We start from the raw sequence: 20,782 nt of genomic DNA on the forward strand, positions 1-20,782 counted from the left end.
TAGCAAGGTGGACCCACTCCTTCCCATCCCGAACAGGACAGTGAAACGCCTTCGCGCCGATGATAGTGGACTTCCCGTCTGTGAAAGTAGGTCATCGTCAGGCTCTTATGCCCCAAAACCCCAGCACGAAGTGTGCTGGGGTTTTGTCTTTGCGGCGCTACGAATGACCCACGTTCCTGCATCGCTGTCCATCGCTCTAAAGTCGCCGGCGTCGCGACCCCGCCACACCCTTGCAGGGGGATTGCCTCTCACCCCCGAACAGGCGTCTTTGTGCGGTAAGATTCCCTAAATCTATTCGATGGAGCGGTTATCGTGAGCGATCCCCAGATTCCTCAGCCCAGCACTTCGCCCGATTTGCGCACGCTGACCCATGTGGCCTATGGCCTGTACGCCCTGGGTTTTCTGACAGGCGGCTTTCTTGGCATCGCAACGCTGGCTGCAGTGGTACTGATGTACGTGAAGCGCGCGGATACCGCCGGCACGATGTACGCCGCCCATTTCGACTGGCTGCTGCGCACCTTTTGGTGGGCCTTGCTGTGGTTGGCCATCAGTGCCATTGCCACGCTGGTCTTCATCGGCTGGATAGGCTTGGCGGCCACCGTGGTGTGGGTGCTGTACCGCCTGATCAAGGGCTGGCTGGCCTTGTTGGAGGGTGCCGCGCCCACCCCGTACGCCTGAGGGGCAGTGCCATCAAATAAAAACGGCTGACCAAGAGGTCAGCCGTTTTTACTTTGGCGCCGACTTGACGGAAGGCTGGCCCCCGTTGGGGCCAAGCTTGCGCGGCAAGGCGATTCTGAAAAGGGGCGGGCCAGATAAGGCCTGCACAACCGAAGGCGTATACGCCGGACGGCCAAGTATGGCAGGGACGTACCGGGTACGCCCTTTGCCTGCTTACTTCAGGTGGGCGTTGACCAGCTTGGTCAGTTCGAACATCGTGACTTGATCTTTGCCAAAGATCGGACGCAGCTTGGCATCGGCGTTGATGTTGCGCTTGTTGCTGGCGTCTTGCAGGTTGTGCTTTTTGATGTATTCCCAGATCTTCTTGGTGACCTCGGTGCGCGGCACGGCCTCGGAACCGATGACAGCGGCCAGCTCGGCACTGGGGGTCAGGGGCTTCATGAATGCGGCGTTCGGCTTGCGTGCGGTCGCGGGTTTGGAGGTTGTAGCCATAATGCGGCGCTCCTTCTCTGGCTGTTGGAAAAATTGTCCTGCGGCCGGAGCATAACTTGTCTCCCCGGCAAAGACAAAGGCATTTATGCTCTGTAGCAACTAAAATGGGGACTTCGACACCCCCATATCAAGGTGTGTAACGTCACATGTACGCGAGATCTGCGCTGGAATCGATCCGGCTTTTTCATGACGAATTGACGGCTTTGCGCCGCGATTTGCACGCTCATCCTGAGCTGGGCTTCGAAGAGGTGCGCACCTCGGGCATTGTTGCCGGCGCGCTGGAGGCCCTGGGGCTGGAGGTGCATCGCGGTATCGGGAAGACGGGTGTGGTTGGCGTGATCCGCGGCCGTGGCCGCGACAGCGGCCGCATGATCGGCCTGCGCGCCGACATGGACGCGCTGCCCATGACCGAGGATAACAATTTCGGCTACAAGTCGAGCAAGCCAGGACTGATGCATGGTTGCGGGCATGACGGCCATACCGCCATCTTGATCGGGGCGGCACGGTATTTGGCGCAGACGCGCAATTTCGATGGCACCGCAGTGTTGATATTCCAACCCGCCGAAGAGGGGCGCGGCGGCGCCAAGGCGATGTTGGAAGATGGGCTGTTCGACACTTTCCCGTGCGATGCCATTTATGCCCTGCACAATTGGCCAGGACTCAAGCCCGGCACCGTTGGCATCAACCCCGGCCCCATGATGGCGGCGGCCGATCGCTTCGAGGTGACCATTACCGGTCGCGGCGGCCATGGCGCGCATCCTTACCAGACCATCGATCCCGTCACGATCGCGGGGCACGTGATTACCGCGTTGCAGACCATCGTGTCTCGCAATGTGAATCCGCTGGATTCGGCCGTGCTGTCCATTGGTTCGCTACAGGCCGGCCATCCCGGCGCAATGAGCGTGATACCGCGCGAAGCCAAAATGGTGGGCACGGTGCGTACATTTCGCAAGTCGGTGCAGGAAATGGTCGAGACGCGCATGCGCGAACTGGTGGGTGCGGTGGCCGGCGGCTTTGGCGCAACCGCCGAGATCGAGTACCAGCGCATCTATCCCGCCACGCTGAACACGCCCCAGCACGCGAACCTGGTGGCCGACATTGCCACGGATATGGTCGGCAAAGAAAACGTGGTGCGCGACCTGGTACCGTCAATGGGCTCGGAAGATTTCTCGTTCATGCTGCAAGCCCGGCCTGGTGCGTATTTCCGTCTGGGCCAGGGCGGAGCCGAGTCTGGCTGCGTGTTGCATAATTCGCGTTTCGATTTCAACGATGCCGTGATCCCACTGGGCAGTGCGATGTTCTGCGCGCTGGCCGAGCGCGGCATGCCCCTGGCAGAATAAACCGCCATTGTTCCTGTTCATGTCCTCTGCTCAAAACCCTTCGCAACTTATCATTACCCGCCCCGACGACTGGCATTTGCACCTGCGCGATGGTGCAGCGTTGCAGGCAGTGGTGGCCGACACCGCGCGCCAGTTCGCGCGCGCCATCATCATGCCCAATCTGCGTCCGCCGGTGACGAGCACCGAGCAGGCCCTGGCCTACCGGCAACGCATCGAAGCGGCCCTGCGCCCGCATGAGGGGGTTGCCGCGTTCACGCCCCTGATGACGCTTTACCTGACCGACAATACTCCCGCAGACGAAATCGCGCGTGCACATGAGTCGGGCCAGGTGTTTGCCGTGAAGCTGTATCCGGCGGGGGCCACCACCAATTCTGATGCCGGCGTGACCGACTTGCTGGGCAAGTGTGGCAAGGCCTTGCAGGCCCTGGAGCGCTGCGGCATGCCATTGCTGGTGCACGGCGAAGTCACGGACCCCGGGATCGACGTATTCGATCGCGAGGCGGTGTTCATCGATCGGGTCATGCAGCCGCTGCGCCGGGCGTATCCCGGCCTGAAGGTCGTGTTCGAGCACATTACCACCAAGGATGGCGCCGACTACGTGCGGGATGCCGAAGGTCCGATCGCTGCCACGATCACGCCCCAGCACATGCTATACAACCGCAATGCGATTTTCCTGGGCGGCGTGCGTCCGCACTGGTATTGCCTGCCCATCTTGAAGCGCGAAGTGCACCGGCAGGCGTTGGTCGAAGCGGCCATCAGTGGCAACCCGCGTTTTTTCCTGGGCACCGACAGCGCGCCCCATGCCCGTGGCCTGAAAGAGCACGCCTGCGGCTGCGCCGGCTGCTATACCGCGCTGCATGCCATGGAGCTGTACGCAACTGCTTTTGAACGAGCGGGCCGGCTGGACCGGCTGGAGGCTTTCGCCAGCTTCCATGGCCCCGACTTCTATGGCCTGCCGCGCAACACGGGCACCTTGACGCTGCAGCGCGAACCCTACCAGATTCCCGACGAAGTGCCGTTCGGCGACACCTCGCTGGTACCGTTGGCAGCCGGGGAATCGCTGGACTGGCGCGCCGTGTAGGGTGCGTGCCGGCCATCCGCAAGGGTGGCCGGCGGTTAAAGGTATCAGACGGGCTTGCGCTGCCGGCGCTTCAGGCGTCTGTGCGCCGTGCCTCGAGCAATTCCCAGCGCGCGAACTTTTCTTCCAGCTCGGTTTCCAGCCCGGCCAGTTCTTTATTGATGCGCTCGACTTCAGCTGGAGCGTCGCGATACAGGCTGCCGTCGGCGAGTTGCGCCGATAGTGCGGCCTGGCGCGCTTCGATGTCGGCAATGGCCTCGGGCAGGCCTTCGAGTTCGCGCAAGTCCCAGGCGCTGAGCCTGGCGGCGCGGGCCGGACGTGCCCGAGGCGAGGGTGCCGGGGCGGGGGCATCGTCGGCCGCGGCGCGCGCCGGTTTGGCGGCCTGGCGGGCAGCCGGGCGTTGGGCAACCCATTCGTCGTAGCCGCCCACGTAGTCGCGCCAATGGCCTTCGCCCTCGCTGGCGATCGTTTGGGTGACGACGTTGTTCAGGAAGGCGCGGTCGTGGCTGACCAGCAGTACCGTGCCGGCGTATTCCTGCAGCAATTCTTCCAGCAGCTCCAGGGTTTCGATATCCAGGTCGTTGGTGGGTTCGTCCAGCACCAGGATATTGGCGGGTCGCGCGAACAGGCGCGCCAGCAACAGGCGTGCGCGTTCGCCGCCCGACAGGCTGCTGACCGGCGAGCCGGCCCGCGCCGGTGAAAACAGGAAATCGCCCAGGTAGCTCATGACGTGCTTGCGCGCTCCGCCGATTTCCACCCATTCGCTGCCCGGGCTGATCACGTCGGCCAGTGTGGCGTTTTCGTCGAGCTGCGCCCGCATCTGGTCGAAGTAGGCGACGGCCACATTGGTGCCCAGCCGCGTCGATCCGTTGTCGGGCGAGAGTTCGCCCAGAATGAGCTTGAGCAGCGTGGTCTTGCCTGCGCCGTTGGGTCCGACGATGCCGATGCGGTCGCCGCGCAGGATCGTCGTACTGTAGTCGCGTACCACGATCTTGTCGCCGAACGCCTTGTCGACATGCTTCAATTCGGCCACCAGCTTGCCAGACCGTTGGCCCTGGGCCAGGGCCAGGTTGACGTTGCCCATGCGCTCGCGGCGCTCTGCGCGTTCGACGCGTAGCTGTTCCAGCCGGCGTACCCGGCCCTCGTTGCGAGTGCGGCGCGCCTCGACGCCTTTGCGGATCCAGACTTCTTCCTGGGCCAGCAGCTTGTCGAAGCGTTCTTGTTCCAGGCGTTCGGATTCCAGCCACTGTGCTTTACGCTCTTGCCATTGCGAAAAGTTGCCCGGGAAGCTGAGCAGGTGGCCGCGGTCGAGTTCGACAATGCGCGTGGTTACTGCGTCGAGGAAGCGGCGGTCGTGGGTGATGATGACGGCGGCGCCTTTCCAGTTGCGCAGCAGATCTTCCAGCCAGGCGATGCCGTCGAAGTCCAGGTGGTTGGTCGGTTCGTCGAGCAACAGAAGGTCGGGTTCGTCGACCAGCGCGCGCGCCAGCGCCACCCGCTTGCGCATGCCGCCGGACAGGCCGGCAACCTCGGCGTCGGCCGGCAGCCCCAGCCGTTCCAGGGCGGCGTGCACCCGTGCAGGCCGTTGCCAGTCTTCGTGGTCGCCGTCGATGGCGTGGACGACGTCGAACACGGTAAGGGTGTCGTCCAGCACGGGTTCCTGTTCGACCGTGGCGACGCGCAAGCCCGACAGGCGCGCCAGGTCGCCGTCGTCGGGCTGGGTCCGGCCGTCGAGCAGGCGCAGCAGAGAGGACTTGCCCGCGCCATTGCGGCCGATCAGGCCGATGCGCTCGCCGGCCTGGATGGTGAAGTCTGCGTGATCGAGCAGCGCGTGGTGGCCATAGGCCAGTTGAACGCTGGTGAGCGTAATGAGAGTTGCCGAAGCCATGAATGAGAATGCCTGATGCGGTGCAACCCATATTGTCGCAGGAAGCGTGCTGCCCGCCGGGTGTACTAAAATGGCAGCGCAAGACAGGTCGGGCAATCGCGGCGGATGCGAATCCATCGAGGAAGGTCCGGACTCCATAGGGCGGGGTAGCGGCTAACGGCCGTCCGGTCCTGCCGGCAGGCTTGCCTGCAGGCGGGGCCGAGGAACAGGGCCACAGAGACGAGTCTGCGAAGCGGGCGTGCCAAGCGCGCACCGGCACGGCCATCTCCGTGCCGCGCGGTCCGGTAACGGGCGGCGGCATCGCAGGGTGAAACGCGGCAACCTCTACCCGGAGCAACACCAAATAGGCATGCGTGCGGCTTTCGGGCCCAAAGGGCGGCTCGCCCGAGCATGCGGGTAGGTGGCTACAGCGGTCCAGCAATGGCCCGCGCAGAGGAATGATTGCCCGCCGGGGCGACCCGGCGTACAGAATCCGGCCTATAGACCTGTCTTGCAACTGAATCCGGGCCTTATGGCCGGTCTTGCCACGGCAAGACCGAACGTAAAACAATGAAAGGGCTGCCGATACGGGCCACTTCTGAAGAAGGACTTTTAATTGTTACCGCAACCCCCTGATTTATCAGGGGGTTTTTATTTTTCGAAATCGCGGAAGTGCTCTAAGTCCTTGTTGTGATTGAAAAAATTGCAACCACGCGCTTGACCCCGTTTGCCCATTACCGTAGAGTGGGAAAAAGTAGGAATTTGTGCAATTAAGTGGGGTGAATGTGGTGTTTCAGGGAAGCAGCGCGCTGACGCTCGATGCCAAGGGACGGATCTCGATTCCGACCCGGCATCGTGACGCGCTGAGCGCGCAAGCCGAAGGTCGGCTGACCCTGACCCGCCACCCTGACGGCTGCCTGTTGGTGTACCCGCGGCAAGAGTGGGAAAAGAAGCGCGAGCAGATCGCCGCCTTTCCCATGTCGGCGCGCGCGCTCCAGCGGTTGCTGCTGGGCAATGCCCAGGACGTCGAGCTCGACGGTTCTGGTCGTGTGCTCATCGCGCCTGAACTGCGCAACGCTTCCGGTATGACGCGCGATGTGATGCTGCTCGGTATGGGCGCGCACTTCGAGCTCTGGGATGCCGCTTCCCTGGCCCGCCGCGAGGCGGAAGACTTGGCACAGGGAATGCCGGACGTGTTGAACCAGTTTTCGTTCTGAAACCGAGTATGGAATTCGAGCATCGGCCCGTGCTGCTGGAGCCGACGGTGGATGCGTTGCTGCTGGCCGGTTTCGGCGGCAAGGGCGCGGCACGGTCGGCTGGGCAGGATGGTGCGCAGGCCGACGCGCGGGCGCAGCGAGGTGTGTTCGTCGATGGCACCTTCGGGCGCGGCGGCCACAGCCGCGAGCTGCTGGGGCGGCTGGGGCGCGAGGCGCGGTTGGTGGTGTTCGACAAGGATCCCCAGGCGATTGCGGTGGCCACCGAACTGGCCGCACGCGACACCCGGGTGACGGTCGTGCATGAGGGGTTTGCCACCATGCGCGAAGAGTTGGCGGCGCGCGGCATCGAGGCAATCGATGGCGTGATGCTGGACCTGGGGGTGTCTTCCCCTCAGTTGGATGATGCCGGGCGGGGTTTTTCGTTCATGCGCGAAGGCCCGCTCGACATGCGAATGGATACGACCCGCGGCCCCACGGTTGCGGATTGGCTGGCGCAAGCCAGCGTGGATGAGATGCGGGAGGTCATAGCAGATTATGGCGAAGAACGGTTTGCTTTTCAGGTTGCAAAGGCGATTGCTGCTCGCCGCGCAACACGGCCGCTGCGCACCACGCTCGAGCTTGCCGAGTGCGTCGCCAGCGCCGTCCGCACGCGCGAAAAGGGGCAGCATCCGGCCACACGCACCTTTCAGGCTCTACGGATTTACATCAATCGGGAGCTCGAAGAGCTCGCGCGCGCCCTCGCGTCAGCTTTAGAGCTGCTTGCCCCGGGGGGGAGGTTGGCGGTGATCAGCTTTCATTCGCTTGAAGACCGCATGGTCAAGCAGTGCATCGCGGCGGCGGCCAGGCCGGCTGCCGCGCATGCGCGCCTGCCCCTGCGCGAAAGCGAGTTGCCGCAGCCACTGGTACGTTCCCTGGGGCGTGTGCAGGCCGACGATGACGAGATTGCCGGCAATGCGCGGGCCCGATCGGCCGTGTTGCGGGTGGCCGAACGCACCGCGACGCCGCTGGATACTGACAGTGCGGCGCGATTCGTGCCCGCGATGCGCGTACCGGGCGAAGCTGCGCCTGTGCGGCGCGGTGCCAAGCGGAGGCCGCACTAATGGGACGCGTGAGCCTGTTCCTGGCTACCTTGCTCATGTTGTCGGCGATTTCGCTGGTGACCAGCCGGTATCAGTCACGTCAATTGTTTATTGAATTGGATCGCAGCAACGCCCAGGCGCGCACGCTGGACACCGACTGGCGCCGCTTGCAGCTCGAGCGCGCCGAACTGGCGCGCAACGCTCGCGTCGACCACGCGGCACGCCAGGATCTGAAGATGATCCCCATCGTGCCGGATCGCACGCTGTATGTGAACCAGGCGCCCGTGCCGGCCACCGGAGGCGCGCAATGAAGCGCGTGCCGTTCTTCGACAACCCCGTACTGCGCGGGCAACTGCCCACGTGGCGGGCCCGCCTGGTGTTGGTGATGCTGTTCGGCGGTTTTGCCGTGCTGGCCGGCCGTGCCTTGTATCTGCAGGGGCTGTCGACCGAATTCCTGCAGCAGCAGGGCGAGCGCCGTTACGAACGCACCCTGACGCTGGCGGCCACCCGGGGCAAGATCCTGGATCGCAACGGCGTGGTGCTGGCATCCAGCGTGCCGGCGCGCGCCATCTGGGCCATTCCCGAAGACGTCAAGCCCGCCACCGGTGCGCAACTGGCCGATCTGGCCAAGTTGCTGGAGACCTCGGTGGCCGACCTGCGCGGCCGGCTGGCCGACGAGGATCGCAACTTCGTGTACCTGAAGCGCCAGGTGCCCATGGAGGTGGCCGACCAGATCAAGAAGCTGGACGTGCCCGGTATTCACCAGCAGCCCGAGACGCGGCGCTATTACCCCGACGGGGAGGTCACCGCGCATCTGGTGGGTTTCACCAGCGTCGAAGACAAGGGCCAGGAAGGGGTCGAACTGACGTTCGATGACCTGCTGTCGGGTACGCCCGGCAGCCGCCGCGTGATCAAGGACCGGTTGGGTCGCGTCATCGAGGACGTCCAGGCCGTGACCTCGCCGGTCAATGGCCGCGATCTGAACCTGTCGATCGATACACGGCTGCAGTACCTGGTATATCGCGAACTGAACGAAGCCATGCAGCGCCACCAGGCTGGTGCGGCCAGCGCCATCATCATGGATGTGCGCACCGGAGAGATCCTGGCGCTGGCCAGCCTGCCCACGTTCGACCCGAATCGCCGCGAAACTTTTCACACGCCCAATCTGCGCAACCGCGCCATTACCGATACGTTCGAACCCGGCTCGATCATGAAGCCCTTCACCGCCGCGCTGGCGCTGGACCTGGGCCGCATCAACATGAGCACGCAGTTCGAGACCGGCAATGGCGCCTTCCGCTATCAGGGCAGCACCATTCATGACGTCAGCCGCAACGGTACGCTGACGGTGGGCGGCGTGCTGCGCCGTTCCAGCAATATCGGCATGACGCTGATCTCGGAAAAACTCGAGTCGCGCGAGATGTGGGAACGCTTTACCGAACTGGGCTTTGGCCGTGCGCCGCAATTGGGTTTCCCCGGCGCCGCGCCGGGGCGCCTGCGCCCCTGGGACCGCTGGCGCCTGATCGAAAAAGCAACCATGGCCTATGGCTACGGGCTGTCCGTTTCGCTGCTGCAGGTGGCGCGTGCCTATACCGTGTTCGCCCGCGACGGCGACATGGTGTCGCCCACGCTGATCAAGCGCGACAGCGATCCGACCAGCGTCAAGGTTTACAACCCCAAGGTGGCCCAATTGGTGCGCACCATGCTCGAGGCCGCCGCTGGTCCGGATGGTGCCAAGGCGGCGCAAGTGCAGGGCTATCGGGTAGCCGGCAAGAGTGGCACGGCGCGCAAGATCGTCGATGGCAAGTACAGCATGCAGCGCTATCGCAGCTCGTTCGTCGGGTTTGCGCCGGTGTCCAACCCGCGCATCGTGGTGGCCGTGACCATCGACGAGCCCAAGGTGGGCGGCTACTACGGCGGCGCCATCGCCGCGCCGCTGTTCTCGACCATTGTGGGCGGCAGCTTGCGCATGATGGGCGTGCAGCCCGATGCGCCGTTCGAGTCGACCATCGTGGCAGGCGTAAAGGAGCCGGCGCGATGAGCGCGATCCTACCCTTGGCCCCCGCAACCGTCGAGGCGCTGGCCTGGCTGCGCGCGCGCGTTGCGGCAGGCGCGCAGTTGCGCCTGGACTCGCGCGAAGTGGCCTCGGGTGATGTGTTCGTAGCCTGCTCCGGCGGCTCTGCCGACGGGCGTTCTTATATTGGCCAGGCGTTCGCCCGCGGCGCGGCAGCCGTGCTGTGCCAGGCGCCGGTGCCGGCCGGCGTGGGCGACGACGCGCGCGTGCATGCCGTGCCCGATTTGCGTGCCCTGCTCGGCGAACTGGCCGACGACTGGTACGGGCAGCCTTCGGCCGCCTTGAGCGTCGTGGCCATTACCGGCACCAATGGCAAGACCTCATGCGTTCAATGGGTGGCGCAGGCATTGACCGACGCCGGCAAACCGTGCGGCAGCATCGGCACCCTGGGTGCGCTGCTGCCCGACGGCAGTTCGTTGGGCGGCAACCTGACCACGCCGGACGTGCTGAGCGTACATCGCATCCTGGCTGCCATGCGTGCCGCCGGCGCCCAGGCGGTGGCCCTGGAGGCTTCGTCGATCGGGGTGGAGCAGGGCCGGCTGGACGGCGTACGCATAGGCGTGGCCGGCTTTACCAACTTGACGCGCGACCATCTCGACTACCACGGCTCGATGGAACGCTACGAGCAGGCCAAGGCCAGGTTGTTCCACTGGCCCGGGCTGGCTGCGGCGGTCATCAATGCCGACGATGCGGCCGGCGAGCGCCTGTTGCGGGCATTGCCGCGCGAGCTGGCGCTGAGCTATACCCAGCAAGATATTCCCGCGGCCTTCCAGGCGCGCGATCTGCAGGCCACCGCGCACGGCCAGGTATTCACCCTGACTTCGCCCGATGGCGAGGCGCAGATCGTGACTTCGCTGCTGGGCCGCCACAACGTGTCCAACCTGCTGCTGGTGGCGGGCGTGCTGTACAAGCTGGGCTGGCCGCTGGCCCAGCTTGCCCGCGCGCTGGCGGCCACCCGGCCGGTCGATGGCCGCTTGCAGGTGGTCGTGCCGCTGCCGCTGCGTGCCCTGACCTCGGCCGGCCGTGGCCCGCTGGTCGTGGTGGATTATTCTCATACGCCCGATTCGCTGGTGCGCGCCTTGACGGCGCTGCGACCGGTGGCCGACGCGCGCGGCGGACGCCTGGTATGCCTGTTTGGCTGCGGCGGTGAACGCGATGCGGGCAAGCGGCCGGAAATGGGCCGTATTGCAGCCGATCTGGCCGACAAGGTCACTGTGTCCAGCGACAACCCGCGCGGCGAGGATCCGGCCGCCATCATCGCGCAGATTTTGCCGGGTATTCCGCGCGGAGCACGCCTGTACGTCGAACCCGATCGCGCACGCGCCATCATGCAGACGATCTGGGCGGCCGATCCGGACGACGTTGTGCTGCTGGCCGGCAAGGGGCATGAAACCTACCAGGAGATCGGCGGGGTCAAGCTGCCGTTCGACGACCGCGAGTGGGCGCGCCTGGCCTTGCTGCTGCCGCACGCCGGCGCGTTGTCCACCGATTCCCGACGTATTGGCGCCAACGAAGTCTTCCTGGCGCTGGCTGGCGAGCAGTTCGATGGCCATGATTACCTGGCGCAAGCCGAGGCCGCGGGTGCGTGCGCCGCGGTGGTGGCGCGCCCGGTGGACGGGGCCTCGCCGCCGCAACTGGTGCTGGGCGATACGGGACAGGCGCTGCAGCGCATCGGCGCGGCGTGGCGGGCCCGGTTTGCGCTGCCGGTCATCGGTGTGGCGGGCAGCAACGGCAAGACCACCACGAAAGAAATGATCGCCGCGATCCTGGCCGATTGGCAGGGCGAGGCAGGCCGCCTGGCTACGGCGGGCAATTTCAATAATGACATTGGAGTGCCGCTGACGCTACTGCGCCTGCGTGCGCAGCACCGCGCCGCTGTGTTCGAGCTGGGCATGAATCATCCGGGGGAAATCGCGGTGCTGGCGGCCTTGGCGGCCCCGTCCGTGGCCCTGATTACCAATGCGCAGCGTGAACACCAGGAATTCATGCATTCGGTCGAGGCCGTGGCGCAAGAGAACGGCGCCACTATTGAAGCCTTGCCGCAAGACGGCGTCGCCGTGTTTCCTGGCGATGATCCCCACTGCGGGATCTGGGAAGTCCAGGCCGGCGCGCGCCGCGTACTGCGATTCGGATTGCAACCCGGGCTGGATGTCTACGCCGAGAATATCGAGGCTACGCCGCAGGATACGCGTTGCCGGGTGGTGACGCCGGCCGGCAGCGCCGACCTGGTGTTGCCGGTTCCGGGCGTGCACAACCTGCGCAATGCGCTGGCGGCCATTGCCGCGGCGCTGGCCGCTGGTGCGCCGCTGGCAAGCGCCGTGCGCGCGTTGGCTGCGTTCAGCGCCGTGGCTGGGCGCATGCAGCGCAAGGCCCTGGACGACGGCACGATATTGATCGACGACACCTACAACGCCAACCCGGATTCGGTACGCGTTGCGGTAGACGTGCTGGCGCAACTGCCGGCGCCGCGAGCCCTGGTGTTGGGCGACATGGGCGAGGTCGGCGACAACGGCCCGGCGATGCACCGCGAGGTCGGAGAGTACGCCCGCCAGCATGGCATCGATGCGTTGTACACCCTGGGCGATGCCGGCCGCGACGCGGTAGCCGCGTTCGGGTCGGGCGCGCAGGCGTGCGAATCGGTGGACGAGATCGTGGCGGCGCTGCGCAGCACGCGACCGGCCAGCATATTGGTGAAAGGTTCGCGCTTTATGCGCATGGAGCGGGTAGTGAAGGTGCTGGCGACCAACAATAACAAGACCGCGGCCGAGCGCCAGGGAGATCAGCATGCTGCTTGAAATCGCCCGCTGGCTCTCCGATGACGTGCGCGCGATTGGCGTGCTGGAATACATCACCATGCGGGCTGTGCTGGCCTGCGCCACCGCACTGCTGATCGGCCTGGTAGCCGGCCCGCGCGTGATTCGCAAGCTGACCGAGATGAAGATCGGCCAGGCCGTGCGTGCCTACGGGCCCGAGTCGCACCTGGTCAAGACCGGCACGCCCACCATGGGCGGTGCGTTGATCCTGATCGCGGTCGCCATCAGCACGCTGTTGTGGGCCGACTGGACCAACCGTTTCGTGTGGGTGGTGTTGCTGGTGACCTTCGGCTTCGGCTGGATCGGCTGGATGGACGACTACCGCAAGGTGGTCCATCGCGATCCCGAAGGCATGCCGGCGCGGCAGAAATTCTTCTGGCAAGCCACCATCGGCCTGGTGGCCGCGGTGTACCTGGCCTTTGCGGTCTCGGCCCCGGCCAATACCGAACTGTGGCCCTTGTTCAAGGCCTGGGTCAGCAGCGGCTTCGCCATGCCGTTGCCGACCCGTGCCGACCTGATCGTGCCGTTCTTCAAGTCGGTCAGCTATCCGCTGGGCGTGCTGGGTTTCGTGGCCTTGACCTGGGCGGTCATCGTGGGCACCAGCAACGCGGTGAACCTGACCGACGGCCTGGACGGCCTGGCCATCATGCCTACCGTGATGGTGGGCAGCGCCCTGGGCATTTTTGCCTACGTGGTGGGCCGGGTCGACTATTCCAAGTATTTGCTGTTCCCGTATATACCGGGGGCCGCCGAACTGATGGTGCTGTGCGCCGCCATTGCCGGCGCGGGCCTGGCATTCCTGTGGTTCAACGCCTATCCGGCCCAGGTATTCATGGGCGACGTCGGGGCGCTGGCGCTGGGTGGCGCGCTGGGCACTATCGCGGTGATCGTGCGGCAAGAGATCGTGCTGTTCATCATGGGCGGCGTGTTCGTGGTCGAGACGCTGTCGGTGATGATGCAGGTCACCTGGTTCAAATATACCAAGCGCAAGTACGGGCAAGGACGGCGCATTTTCCGCATGGCGCCGTTGCACCACCATTTTGAAGTCGGCGGCTGGAAAGAAACCCAGGTCGTCGTGCGTTTCTGGATCATCAGCATGATGCTGGTGTTGATCGGCCTTTCCACTTTGAAGTTGCGATGAACAGCCCCGAGCCCTTCCGCGCCGACGCGCCGCTTGTCCTGATCCTTGGGTTGGGCGAGACGGGTGTGGCTGCCGCGCGCTGGTGCGCCCGGCAGGGTGCGGCGCTGCGCGTAGCCGATACGCGGGCCGAACCGGGTGGGCTGGCTGCCTTGCGCGCCGCACTGGGCGATGCGCAGGTTGATTACCGCCTGGGCTGCGGCGACGTCTTCGACCCGGCCTTGCTCGATGGCGTGTCGCAATTGGTACTGAGCCCCGGGCTGGCGCCCGGTCAGGAACCGGCCCGCGCGCTGCTGGAGCAGGCCGTCGAACATGGTATCGAAGTCGTGGGCGAGATCGAGCTGTTCGCCCGAGCCCTGGCCGAACTGGCCGAGGCGCGCGACTATCGCCCGCGTTTGCTGGCCGTGACCGGTACCAACGGCAAGACCACGGTCACGGCGCTGACGCGCCAACTGGTCGAGGCCGGTGGCCTGACGGTGCGTGCCGCCGGTAATATCGGTCCGGCCGCGTTGGCTGCGCTGATCGACGCGCTGGAGGCCGGCGATCTGCCGCAGGTATGGGTGCTGGAGCTGTCCAGCTTTCAGCTCGAGACGACTCGCAGCCTGGCGGCCGATGCCGCCACGGTGCTCAATGTGACGCAGGACCACCTTGATTGGCACGGCGGCATGGATGCCTATGCCCAGGCCAAGGCGCGCCTGTTGAAGCTGGCGCGTGTCGCTATTGTCAATCGCGACGATCCGCGCGTGACCGCCATGGTCGACACGCTGGCGGCCATGGATGTGCGCAGTTTCGGCCGCGACATGCCGGGCCTGGTCGGCGACATGGGCCTGGAACCGGGTCAGGGCATGGCGTGGCTGGTGGCTTGCGAACCCAACGATTTCGATGAGCCCGCACCGCCGGTGCGTCGCAAGAAAGATGCGCCGCCGCCGCGCCGCGGCGCCGGGCGCGTCAGTCGCCTGATGCCCCTGGATGCGCTGCGCATCCGGGGCCAGCACAACGGCCTGAATGCCCTGGCGGCACTGCAACTGGCACGGGTATTGAATATCGGCTGGGGCCCCTTGCTGCGCGCCTTGCGCGAATACACGGGCGAGCCCCATCGAGCCGCGTTCGTGCGTAGCATAGGCGGGGTCGATTACATCAACGACAGCAAGGGCACCAATGTGGGTGCCACGGTGGCCGCCCTGGAAGGGCTGGGCCAGCCGGTCGTGCTGATTGCCGGCGGCCTGGGCAAGGGGCAGGATTTTTCGCCGTTGGCGCCAGTCGTGGCGCGCCATGCGCGCGCGGTGGTGCTGATCGGCACCGATGGTCCCGAGATAGGGCGCATGCTGGCCGACACCGGCGTGCCTTGCGTGGCCGCACAAGACATGCGCGATGCCGTACGGCGCGGCGCCGAACTGGCGCAGCCCGGCGATGCCGTGCTGCTGTCGCCGGCATGCGCCAGCATGGACATGTTCCGCAACTACCCGCATCGCGGCGCGGTGTTCGCGGAAGAGGTCGAAGACCTGGCCCGCGACCGGGGAGAGGTGTAATGAGCCTGTTCGCCGACCTGACCGCCAGTGTCAACGCCGTGCGCCCCGGGCGCACCCGCATGCGCAACTACGATGCGCCGCTGGTGCTGTGCACGACGACGCTGTTGCTGCTGGGGCTGTTGATGGTGTATTCGGCCTCGATCGCCTTGGCCGATGGCCCGCGCTATGCATCATACGGGCGCTATTACTTTATCTTGCGCCACGGCTTGTTCCTGTGCGCCGGGCTGATGGCTGGCGCGGTGGTCGTGGCAGTGCCCATCCGGGTCTGGCAGCGCCTGGCGATGCCGGGCTTCATGGTCTCGCTGGCCTTGCTGGTGCTGGTGCTCATTCCCGGCATCGGCCGTGAAGTCAATGGCGCGCATCGTTGGATTCCGCTGGGCCCGGTGAGTTTCCAGCCCTCTGAATTGATGAAGCTGGCTGCCTTGCTGTATGCGGCCGACTACACGGTGCGCAAGCAAGAGCACATGCAGGCTTTTTCGCGCGGCTTCCTGCCGATGGCCTGCGCCCTGGGCGGGGTGGGCATGCTGTTGCTGCTCGAGCCCGACCTGGGTGCGTTCATCGTGATCGTTGCCATCGCCGTGGGCATCCTGTTCCTGGGCGGTATCAACGGCAAGTATTTCAGCAGCCTGCTGGCTGTGCTGGGGGGCACATTCCTGGCGCTGATTTGGCTGTCGCCGTGGCGTCGTGCGCGCCTGTTCGCGTACCTGGATCCCTGGAACGATGCCAATGCGTATGGCAGCGCCTATCAGTTGTCGCATTCGTTGATTGCGCTGGGACGCGGTGAATGGCTGGGCGTGGGCCTGGGCGCCAGCGTCGAGAAGCTGCATTATCTGCCCGAGGCGCATACCGACTTCCTGATGGCCGTGGTGGGCGAAGAACTGGGTTTCGCCGGGGTGGCGCTGGTGATCGTGCTGTTCGTGGTCTTGATCCAGCGCGGCTTCGACATTGGCCGCCAGGCCATCGCCATGGAACGTACTTTCGCCGGCCTGGTCGCGCACGGCGTGGCGATCTGGTTCGGCGTGCAGGCGTTCATCAATATGGGCGTATGCCTGGGCCTGCTGCCCACCAAGGGGCTGACGCTGCCGCTGATGAGCTACGGCGGATCGGGCATCGTGATGAATCTGTGCGGGCTGGCGCTGATGCTGCGCGTGGACATCGAGAACCGCATCATGATGCGGGGAGGGCGCACATGAATACGCGCACCGTCCTTATCATGGCTGGCGGCACGGGCGGGCACATCATGCCGGGCCTGGCGGTGGCTGACGTGCTGCGCGAGCGAGGCTGGCGCGTGCTTTGGCTGGGCAATCCCGACAAGATGGAAGGCCGGCTGGTGCCGCCGCGCGGCATCGACCTGGTACCCCTGTACTTCCAGGGTGTGCGCGGCCGTGGCGCGGCCGCCATCCTGAAGTTGCCGTTCTTGTTGCTGCGTGCCTGCGTGCAGGCCTGGCGCCATCTGTCGCAAGTACGGCCGGACGTGGTGCTGGGCATGGGCGGCTATGTGGCTTTCCCGGGCGGCGTGATGGCTGCCGTGCGCGGCCTGCCGCTGGTGGTGCACGAGCAGAATGCCGTGGCCGGCACCGCCAATCGTTGGCTGGCCCGCCTGGCGCGCCGGGTGCTCAGCGGTTTTCCGAACGTTTTGCCGCGCGGGGAAGTGCTGGGCAACCCCGTGCGCAACGACGTATGCACGCTGCCCGAACCGGCGGCCCGCTATGCAGGGCGCGGCGGACCGCTGTGCATGCTGGTCGTGGGCGGCAGCCTGGGTGCGCAGGCACTGAACGCCACGCTGCCGCGTGCCCTGGCCCTGATCGAGCCGCAGGCGCGGCCGCATATCACGCACCAGGCCGGCGAACAGCATCTGCAGTCCTTGCGCGATGCCTACGCCCAGGCTGGCGTACAGGCCGATTGCCGCGATTTTATCGACGACATGGCGGCGGCCATGGCCCAGGCCGACCTGCTGGTGTGCCGCGCCGGTGCCATGACGGTGGCTGAAGTGGCGGCGGCCGGCGTGGCTGCGCTGTTCGTGCCATTCCCGCACGCCGTCGACGACCATCAGACGGCCAATGCGCGCTTCCTGAGCGATGCACAGGCTGCCTGGCTGTGTCCGCAAGCGGACCTGACTGCCGAGTGGCTGGCCGATTGGCTGCGCCAGCGCACCCGCCCCGAACTTCTGGCCGTGGCCGAACGGGCGCGCCAACGGGCGCGTCCGCAGGCTGCGGCCCATATCGCCGATGTCTGCGAACAGGCAGCGAGGCGCTCATCATGAAACACAGAATCCAGCATATTCATTTCGTCGGTATCGGCGGCTCGGGCATGAGCGGCATTGCCGAGGTACTGCTCAACCTGGGCTACACCGTCAGCGGGTCCGACTTGCAGGAATCGGCCGTGACCCGCCGCCTGGCCAGCTTGGGTGCACACGTGGCCGTGGGCCATACCGCCGCCAACGTGGCCGGCGCCGGCGCCATCGTGACCTCGACGGCCGTGGCGGGTGACAACCCCGAAGTCATCGCCGCGCGGGCGGCCGGCATTCCGGTGGTGCCGCGCGCCATCATGCTGGCCGAGCTGATGCGCCTGAAGCGCGGCATCGCAGTGGCCGGCACGCATGGCAAGACCACCACCACCAGCCTGGTGGCCAGTGTGCTGGCGGCTGGCGGGCTGGACCCCACGTTCGTGATTGGTGGCCGCTTGAACTCGGCCGGCGCCAATGCGCGGCTGGGCCAGGGCGAATACATCGTGGTCGAGGCCGACGAGTCGGATGCCTCGTTCCTGAACCTGCTGCCGGTGATGGCGATCGTGACCAACATCGACGCCGATCACATGGACACCTATGGCCATGATGTGGCGCGCCTGAAAAGCGCCTTCATCGAATTTACCCAGCGCCTGCCGTTCTACGGCAGCGCGGTGCTGTGCGCCGACGATGCCAATGTGCGCGAGATCATGCCATTCGTGTCGCGGCCCATTACCACCTATGGCTTGAGTCCCGATGCACAGGTGCGCGGCGAGGATGTACAGGCCGACGGCACCCGCATGCGCTTCACGGTGCAGCGCAAAGATCGCACCACGACACTGCCGCCCCTGGCTGTCGAGCTGAACCTGCCGGGCCTGCACAACGTGCGCAACGCGCTGGCGGCGGTGGCCGTTGCCACCGAGCTGGGCGTGCCCGACGATGCCATCAGCCAGGCCCTGGCTTCGTTCAAGGGCGTGGGCCGGCGCTTTACGCAGACCGGCGAATTCGCCGTGCCGGCCGCGCATGGTGGCGGCACGTTCACCCTGATCGACGACTACGGCCACCATCCCGTAGAGATGGCCGCCACCCTGGCGGCCGCTCGCGGCGCCTGGCCCGAGCGGCGCATCGTGCTGGCTTTCCAGCCGCACCGCTATACCCGCACGCGGGATTGTTTTGAAGATTTCGTCCGCGTGCTGGGCGGGGCCGACGCCGTGCTGCTGACCGAGGTCTATTCGGCCGGCGAGGCACCTCTGGTGGCAGCCGACGGCCGCGCACTGTCGCGGGCCCTGCGGGTGGCCGGCCGGATCGAACCTGTATTCGTGGACGACGTGGCCGACTTGCCGCGCGCCGTGCTGGATTTCGTGCGCGACGGCGACGTGGTGGTGGTGATGGGTGCCGGATCGATCAGCAAGGTACCCGGCCTGGTAGGAGAACTGGCATGAATCAATCCGTGACGCAGCCCGGCCCCGATGTGAAAGCGTTCGGCAAAGTGGGCGTTCTGTACGGCGGCCGTTCGGCCGAGCGCGAAGTCTCGTTGATGTCGGGCCAGGGCGTGCACCAGGCATTGCTGTCGGCGGGCGTCGACGCGCATCTTTTCGATACCGGCGAGCGCACGCTGGCCGATTTGGCCACGGCCGGCTTCGACCGCGTGTTCATTGCCCTGCATGGCCGTTACGGCGAAGACGGCACCCTGCAGGGTGCGCTGGAATTGCTGGGCCTGCCCTATACCGGCAGCGGCCCGATGGCGTCCAGCCTGGCCATGGACAAGACCATGACCAAGCGCGTGTGGTTGCAGCATGGCTTGCCCACCCCGGCTTTCGAGGTGCTCGACGCGCAGGCCGAGTTGCGCACCGTGCCCGACCGGTTGGGGTTGCCGCTGATCCTGAAGCCGCCGCACGAAGGCTCCACCGTCGGCATCACCAAGGTGGTTGGCTATTCCGACATGAAGGAAGGCTATGCGCAGGCCGCGAAGTTCGATGACGAGGTCCTGGCCGAGCAGTTCATCGCCGGACGCGAACTCACCGTGGCCGTGCTGGGTTCGGGTCGCTCGGCGCGCGCGCTGCCAGTGATCGAGATCGTGGCACCCGGCGGCAATTACGACTACGAGCACAAGTACTTCTCGGACGACACCCAATATTTCTGCCCGGCCGATCTGCCTGATGCGGTGGCCCTGCAGGTGGCCGACCTGGCAGAGCGCGCCTACCGCGCGCTCGACTGCGCGGGTTGGGGCCGTATCGATTTCATGCTGGACGCCGCCAACCAGCCCTGGCTGCTGGAGGCCAATACATCGCCCGGCATGACCGGCCATTCGCTGGTGCCGATGGCGGCCAAGGCAGTCGGCATGAGCTATGCCGAACTGTGTGTATCCATTTTGTCCGAGGCTGCCTGCAAAGTGCACAGCCCCGCCCGCAACTCTTGACCGGAACGATCCGTGTGGAACGATGCTCGCACCACCAACCTGATCGCCAACACGCTGGCCGTGCTGGCGGTGGTGGCCATGCTTGCCGCTGGCGTAGCGTGGGTGGCGCATCGCCCGTATTTCACGCTGTCGGCCATCGAGCTCGAGGCGGCGCCCGATACCGACTTGCGCTACGTGTCGCCCGAGGCCGTGCGCGCAGTGATTGCGCGACGCTTCCAGGGCAATTTTTTCACGGTCGATCTGGATCAGGCGCGCGAGGTATTCGAGTCGGTACCTTGGGTGCGGCGCGCCTCTATCCGGCGCATCTGGCCCGACACGCTGCGCGTGCGCATCGAAGAGCAGCAGCCGCTCGCGCTGTGGAACGAGAACCAGATGATCAACACCTGGGGCGAGGCTTTCACGGCCAATACCGGCGAGCTGGACGACGATTCCACGTTGCCGCAGTTCTCGGGCCCCGAAGGGTCCGAGGGATTGGTGGTGCAGCGCTACGCAGAGCTGGCGCGCTGGTTCGCGCCGTTGGACTTGCACGTGCGCGAACTGGACTTGAGCCCGCGCTACGCGTGGAAGGCCACGCTGTCCAACGACATGGTGCTCGACCTGGGCCGCGATCCGGGGGCAGATGCACCCGACCCGCACGGATTGCCGGGTGCGTTGCCGTTCGCTGCACGCATCCAGCGATTCGTGCAAGCCTGGCCAGCGGTAACCAGCCGTCTGGAAGGCCGCAGCGTCACGCAGGCCGACCTGCGTTACCCGAACGGATTTGCCCTGGCCCTGGCGCCGTTGCCGGAAGGGCATTCCAAATCGAAATCTCCATCCACATCTTCGAAGAAGCGTTAA

17 protein-coding genes, 1 rRNA gene and 1 other RNA gene are annotated in these 20,782 nt (G+C 65.7%); 17 read left to right on the forward strand and 2 right to left on the reverse strand.

Going from position 1 to position 20,782, the window contains the following annotated elements; translation table 11 throughout:
• Both rrf and KW845_RS00010 read left to right on the forward strand, forming a co-directional pair.
• Nucleotides 1–103: ribosomal RNA gene (gene rrf, locus KW845_RS00005) — 5S ribosomal RNA — on the forward strand; the annotation flags it as partial.
• 209 nt (nt 104–312) lie between these two features.
• Nucleotides 313–678: a hypothetical protein gene (locus tag KW845_RS00010; protein WP_218367155.1), complete on the forward strand. Its 366-nt coding sequence runs from the start codon at nt 313–315 to the stop codon at nt 676–678.
• A gap of 213 nt (nt 679–891) precedes the next feature.
• Here the strand turns inward: KW845_RS00010 and KW845_RS00015 are convergent, their stop codons facing one another.
• Nucleotides 892–1,170 (reverse strand): SWIB/MDM2 domain-containing protein, encoded by a 279-nt coding sequence (locus KW845_RS00015; RefSeq protein ID WP_006217453.1) that lies wholly within the window; start codon nt 1,168–1,170, stop codon nt 892–894.
• A gap of 146 nt (nt 1,171–1,316) precedes the next feature.
• On the opposite strand from KW845_RS00015, the gene KW845_RS00020 reads away from it, so the two are divergent.
• Together KW845_RS00020 and pyrC are read left to right on the forward strand one after the other, a co-directional pair.
• Nucleotides 1,317–2,510 carry a M20 aminoacylase family protein gene (locus KW845_RS00020; RefSeq protein ID WP_218367156.1) on the forward strand — a complete coding sequence of 398 codons (1,194 nt, stop codon included), beginning with the start codon at nt 1,317–1,319 and terminating at the stop codon, nt 2,508–2,510.
• Nucleotides 2,511–2,529: 19 nt separating this feature from the next.
• Nucleotides 2,530–3,591 (forward strand): dihydroorotase, encoded by a 1,062-nt coding sequence (gene pyrC / locus KW845_RS00025; protein WP_218367157.1) that lies wholly within the window; start codon nt 2,530–2,532, stop codon nt 3,589–3,591.
• A 70-nt stretch (nt 3,592–3,661) separates the two neighbouring features.
• On the opposite strand, the gene KW845_RS00030 is transcribed toward pyrC, so the two are convergent.
• On the reverse strand, nt 3,662–5,476 hold the full coding sequence (locus KW845_RS00030) for an ATP-binding cassette domain-containing protein (protein ID WP_218367158.1): 1,815 nt from the start codon (nt 5,474–5,476) through the stop codon (nt 3,662–3,664).
• A gap of 80 nt (nt 5,477–5,556) precedes the next feature.
• Here KW845_RS00030 and rnpB point away from each other — a divergent pair.
• The 13 genes from rnpB to KW845_RS00095 all read left to right on the forward strand — a co-directional run bounded on the left by rnpB (nt 5,557) and on the right by KW845_RS00095 (nt 20,782).
• Nucleotides 5,557–5,972: RNase P RNA component class A (rnpB, locus tag KW845_RS00035), an RNA gene on the forward strand.
• 271 nt (nt 5,973–6,243) lie between these two features.
• Nucleotides 6,244–6,672 (forward strand): division/cell wall cluster transcriptional repressor MraZ, encoded by a 429-nt coding sequence (gene mraZ, locus KW845_RS00040; RefSeq protein WP_218368551.1) that lies wholly within the window; start codon nt 6,244–6,246, stop codon nt 6,670–6,672.
• Between the two features lie 8 nt (nt 6,673–6,680).
• Nucleotides 6,681–7,772 (forward strand): 16S rRNA (cytosine(1402)-N(4))-methyltransferase RsmH, encoded by a 1,092-nt coding sequence (rsmH, locus tag KW845_RS00045; RefSeq protein WP_218367159.1) that lies wholly within the window; start codon nt 6,681–6,683, stop codon nt 7,770–7,772.
• A complete protein-coding gene (gene ftsL / locus KW845_RS00050; protein ID WP_218367160.1) occupies nt 7,772–8,062 on the forward strand; it encodes a cell division protein FtsL in 291 nt (96 codons plus the stop codon). Before rsmH ends, ftsL begins: the two co-directional genes overlap by 1 nt.
• Nucleotides 8,059–9,789 carry a penicillin-binding protein 2 gene (locus KW845_RS00055; protein ID WP_218367161.1) on the forward strand — a complete coding sequence of 577 codons (1,731 nt, stop codon included), beginning with the start codon at nt 8,059–8,061 and terminating at the stop codon, nt 9,787–9,789. Before ftsL ends, KW845_RS00055 begins: the two co-directional genes overlap by 4 nt.
• Nucleotides 9,786–12,617: a bifunctional UDP-N-acetylmuramoyl-L-alanyl-D-glutamate--2,6-diaminopimelate ligase MurE/UDP-N-acetylmuramoyl-tripeptide--D-alanyl-D-alanine ligase MurF gene (gene murF / locus KW845_RS00060; RefSeq protein ID WP_218367162.1), complete on the forward strand. Its 2,832-nt coding sequence runs from the start codon at nt 9,786–9,788 to the stop codon at nt 12,615–12,617. Before KW845_RS00055 ends, murF begins: the two co-directional genes overlap by 4 nt.
• A complete protein-coding gene (gene mraY / locus KW845_RS00065) occupies nt 12,607–13,776 on the forward strand; it encodes a phospho-N-acetylmuramoyl-pentapeptide-transferase (protein ID WP_218367163.1) in 1,170 nt (389 codons plus the stop codon). Before murF ends, mraY begins: the two co-directional genes overlap by 11 nt.
• Nucleotides 13,773–15,302 (forward strand): UDP-N-acetylmuramoyl-L-alanine--D-glutamate ligase, encoded by a 1,530-nt coding sequence (murD, locus tag KW845_RS00070; protein ID WP_218367164.1) that lies wholly within the window; start codon nt 13,773–13,775, stop codon nt 15,300–15,302. Before mraY ends, murD begins: the two co-directional genes overlap by 4 nt.
• On the forward strand, nt 15,302–16,495 hold the full coding sequence (gene ftsW, locus KW845_RS00075) for a putative lipid II flippase FtsW (RefSeq protein ID WP_218367165.1): 1,194 nt from the start codon (nt 15,302–15,304) through the stop codon (nt 16,493–16,495). Before murD ends, ftsW begins: the two co-directional genes overlap by 1 nt.
• The gene (gene murG / locus KW845_RS00080; protein WP_218367166.1) at nt 16,492–17,565 is read left to right on the forward strand and encodes an undecaprenyldiphospho-muramoylpentapeptide beta-N-acetylglucosaminyltransferase; all 1,074 of its coding nucleotides are present in this window, start codon (nt 16,492–16,494) and stop codon (nt 17,563–17,565) included. Before ftsW ends, murG begins: the two co-directional genes overlap by 4 nt.
• Nucleotides 17,562–18,968, forward strand: a complete 1,407-nt coding sequence (gene murC / locus KW845_RS00085; protein ID WP_218367167.1) for a UDP-N-acetylmuramate--L-alanine ligase — start codon at nt 17,562–17,564, stop codon at nt 18,966–18,968. The genes murG and murC overlap by 4 nt, the downstream gene beginning before the upstream one ends.
• Nucleotides 18,965–19,945 (forward strand): D-alanine--D-alanine ligase, encoded by a 981-nt coding sequence (locus tag KW845_RS00090; RefSeq protein WP_218367168.1) that lies wholly within the window; start codon nt 18,965–18,967, stop codon nt 19,943–19,945. Before murC ends, KW845_RS00090 begins: the two co-directional genes overlap by 4 nt.
• 12 nt (nt 19,946–19,957) lie before the next feature.
• Nucleotides 19,958–20,782, forward strand: a complete 825-nt coding sequence (locus KW845_RS00095; RefSeq protein ID WP_218367169.1) for a cell division protein FtsQ/DivIB — start codon at nt 19,958–19,960, stop codon at nt 20,780–20,782.

Origin of the sequence: Bordetella sp. BOR01, assembly GCF_019218885.1 — a bacterium.
In the GTDB taxonomy this organism is placed as follows: Bacteria; Pseudomonadota; Gammaproteobacteria; order Burkholderiales; family Burkholderiaceae_B; genus Bordetella_A.

Bases quoted from the DNA above. Each gene is read 5' to 3' on its own strand.
- KW845_RS00015 (WP_006217453.1), bottom strand. From the start codon at position 1,170: ATGGCTACAACCTCCAAACCCGCGACCGCACGCAAGCCGAACGCCGCA.
- KW845_RS00020 (WP_218367156.1), top strand. From the start codon at position 1,317: ATGTACGCGAGATCTGCGCTGGAATCGATCCGGCTTTTTCATGACGAA.
- pyrC (WP_218367157.1), top strand. From the start codon at position 2,530: ATGTCCTCTGCTCAAAACCCTTCGCAACTTATCATTACCCGCCCCGAC.
- KW845_RS00030 (WP_218367158.1), bottom strand. From the start codon at position 5,476: ATGGCTTCGGCAACTCTCATTACGCTCACCAGCGTTCAACTGGCCTAT.
- rsmH (WP_218367159.1), top strand. From the start codon at position 6,681: ATGGAATTCGAGCATCGGCCCGTGCTGCTGGAGCCGACGGTGGATGCG.
- ftsL (WP_218367160.1), top strand. From the start codon at position 7,772: ATGGGACGCGTGAGCCTGTTCCTGGCTACCTTGCTCATGTTGTCGGCG.
- KW845_RS00055 (WP_218367161.1), top strand. From the start codon at position 8,059: ATGAAGCGCGTGCCGTTCTTCGACAACCCCGTACTGCGCGGGCAACTG.
- murF (WP_218367162.1), top strand. From the start codon at position 9,786: ATGAGCGCGATCCTACCCTTGGCCCCCGCAACCGTCGAGGCGCTGGCC.
- mraY (WP_218367163.1), top strand. From the start codon at position 12,607: ATGCTGCTTGAAATCGCCCGCTGGCTCTCCGATGACGTGCGCGCGATT.
- murD (WP_218367164.1), top strand. From the start codon at position 13,773: ATGAACAGCCCCGAGCCCTTCCGCGCCGACGCGCCGCTTGTCCTGATC.
- ftsW (WP_218367165.1), top strand. From the start codon at position 15,302: ATGAGCCTGTTCGCCGACCTGACCGCCAGTGTCAACGCCGTGCGCCCC.
- murG (WP_218367166.1), top strand. From the start codon at position 16,492: ATGAATACGCGCACCGTCCTTATCATGGCTGGCGGCACGGGCGGGCAC.
- murC (WP_218367167.1), top strand. From the start codon at position 17,562: ATGAAACACAGAATCCAGCATATTCATTTCGTCGGTATCGGCGGCTCG.
- KW845_RS00090 (WP_218367168.1), top strand. From the start codon at position 18,965: ATGAATCAATCCGTGACGCAGCCCGGCCCCGATGTGAAAGCGTTCGGC.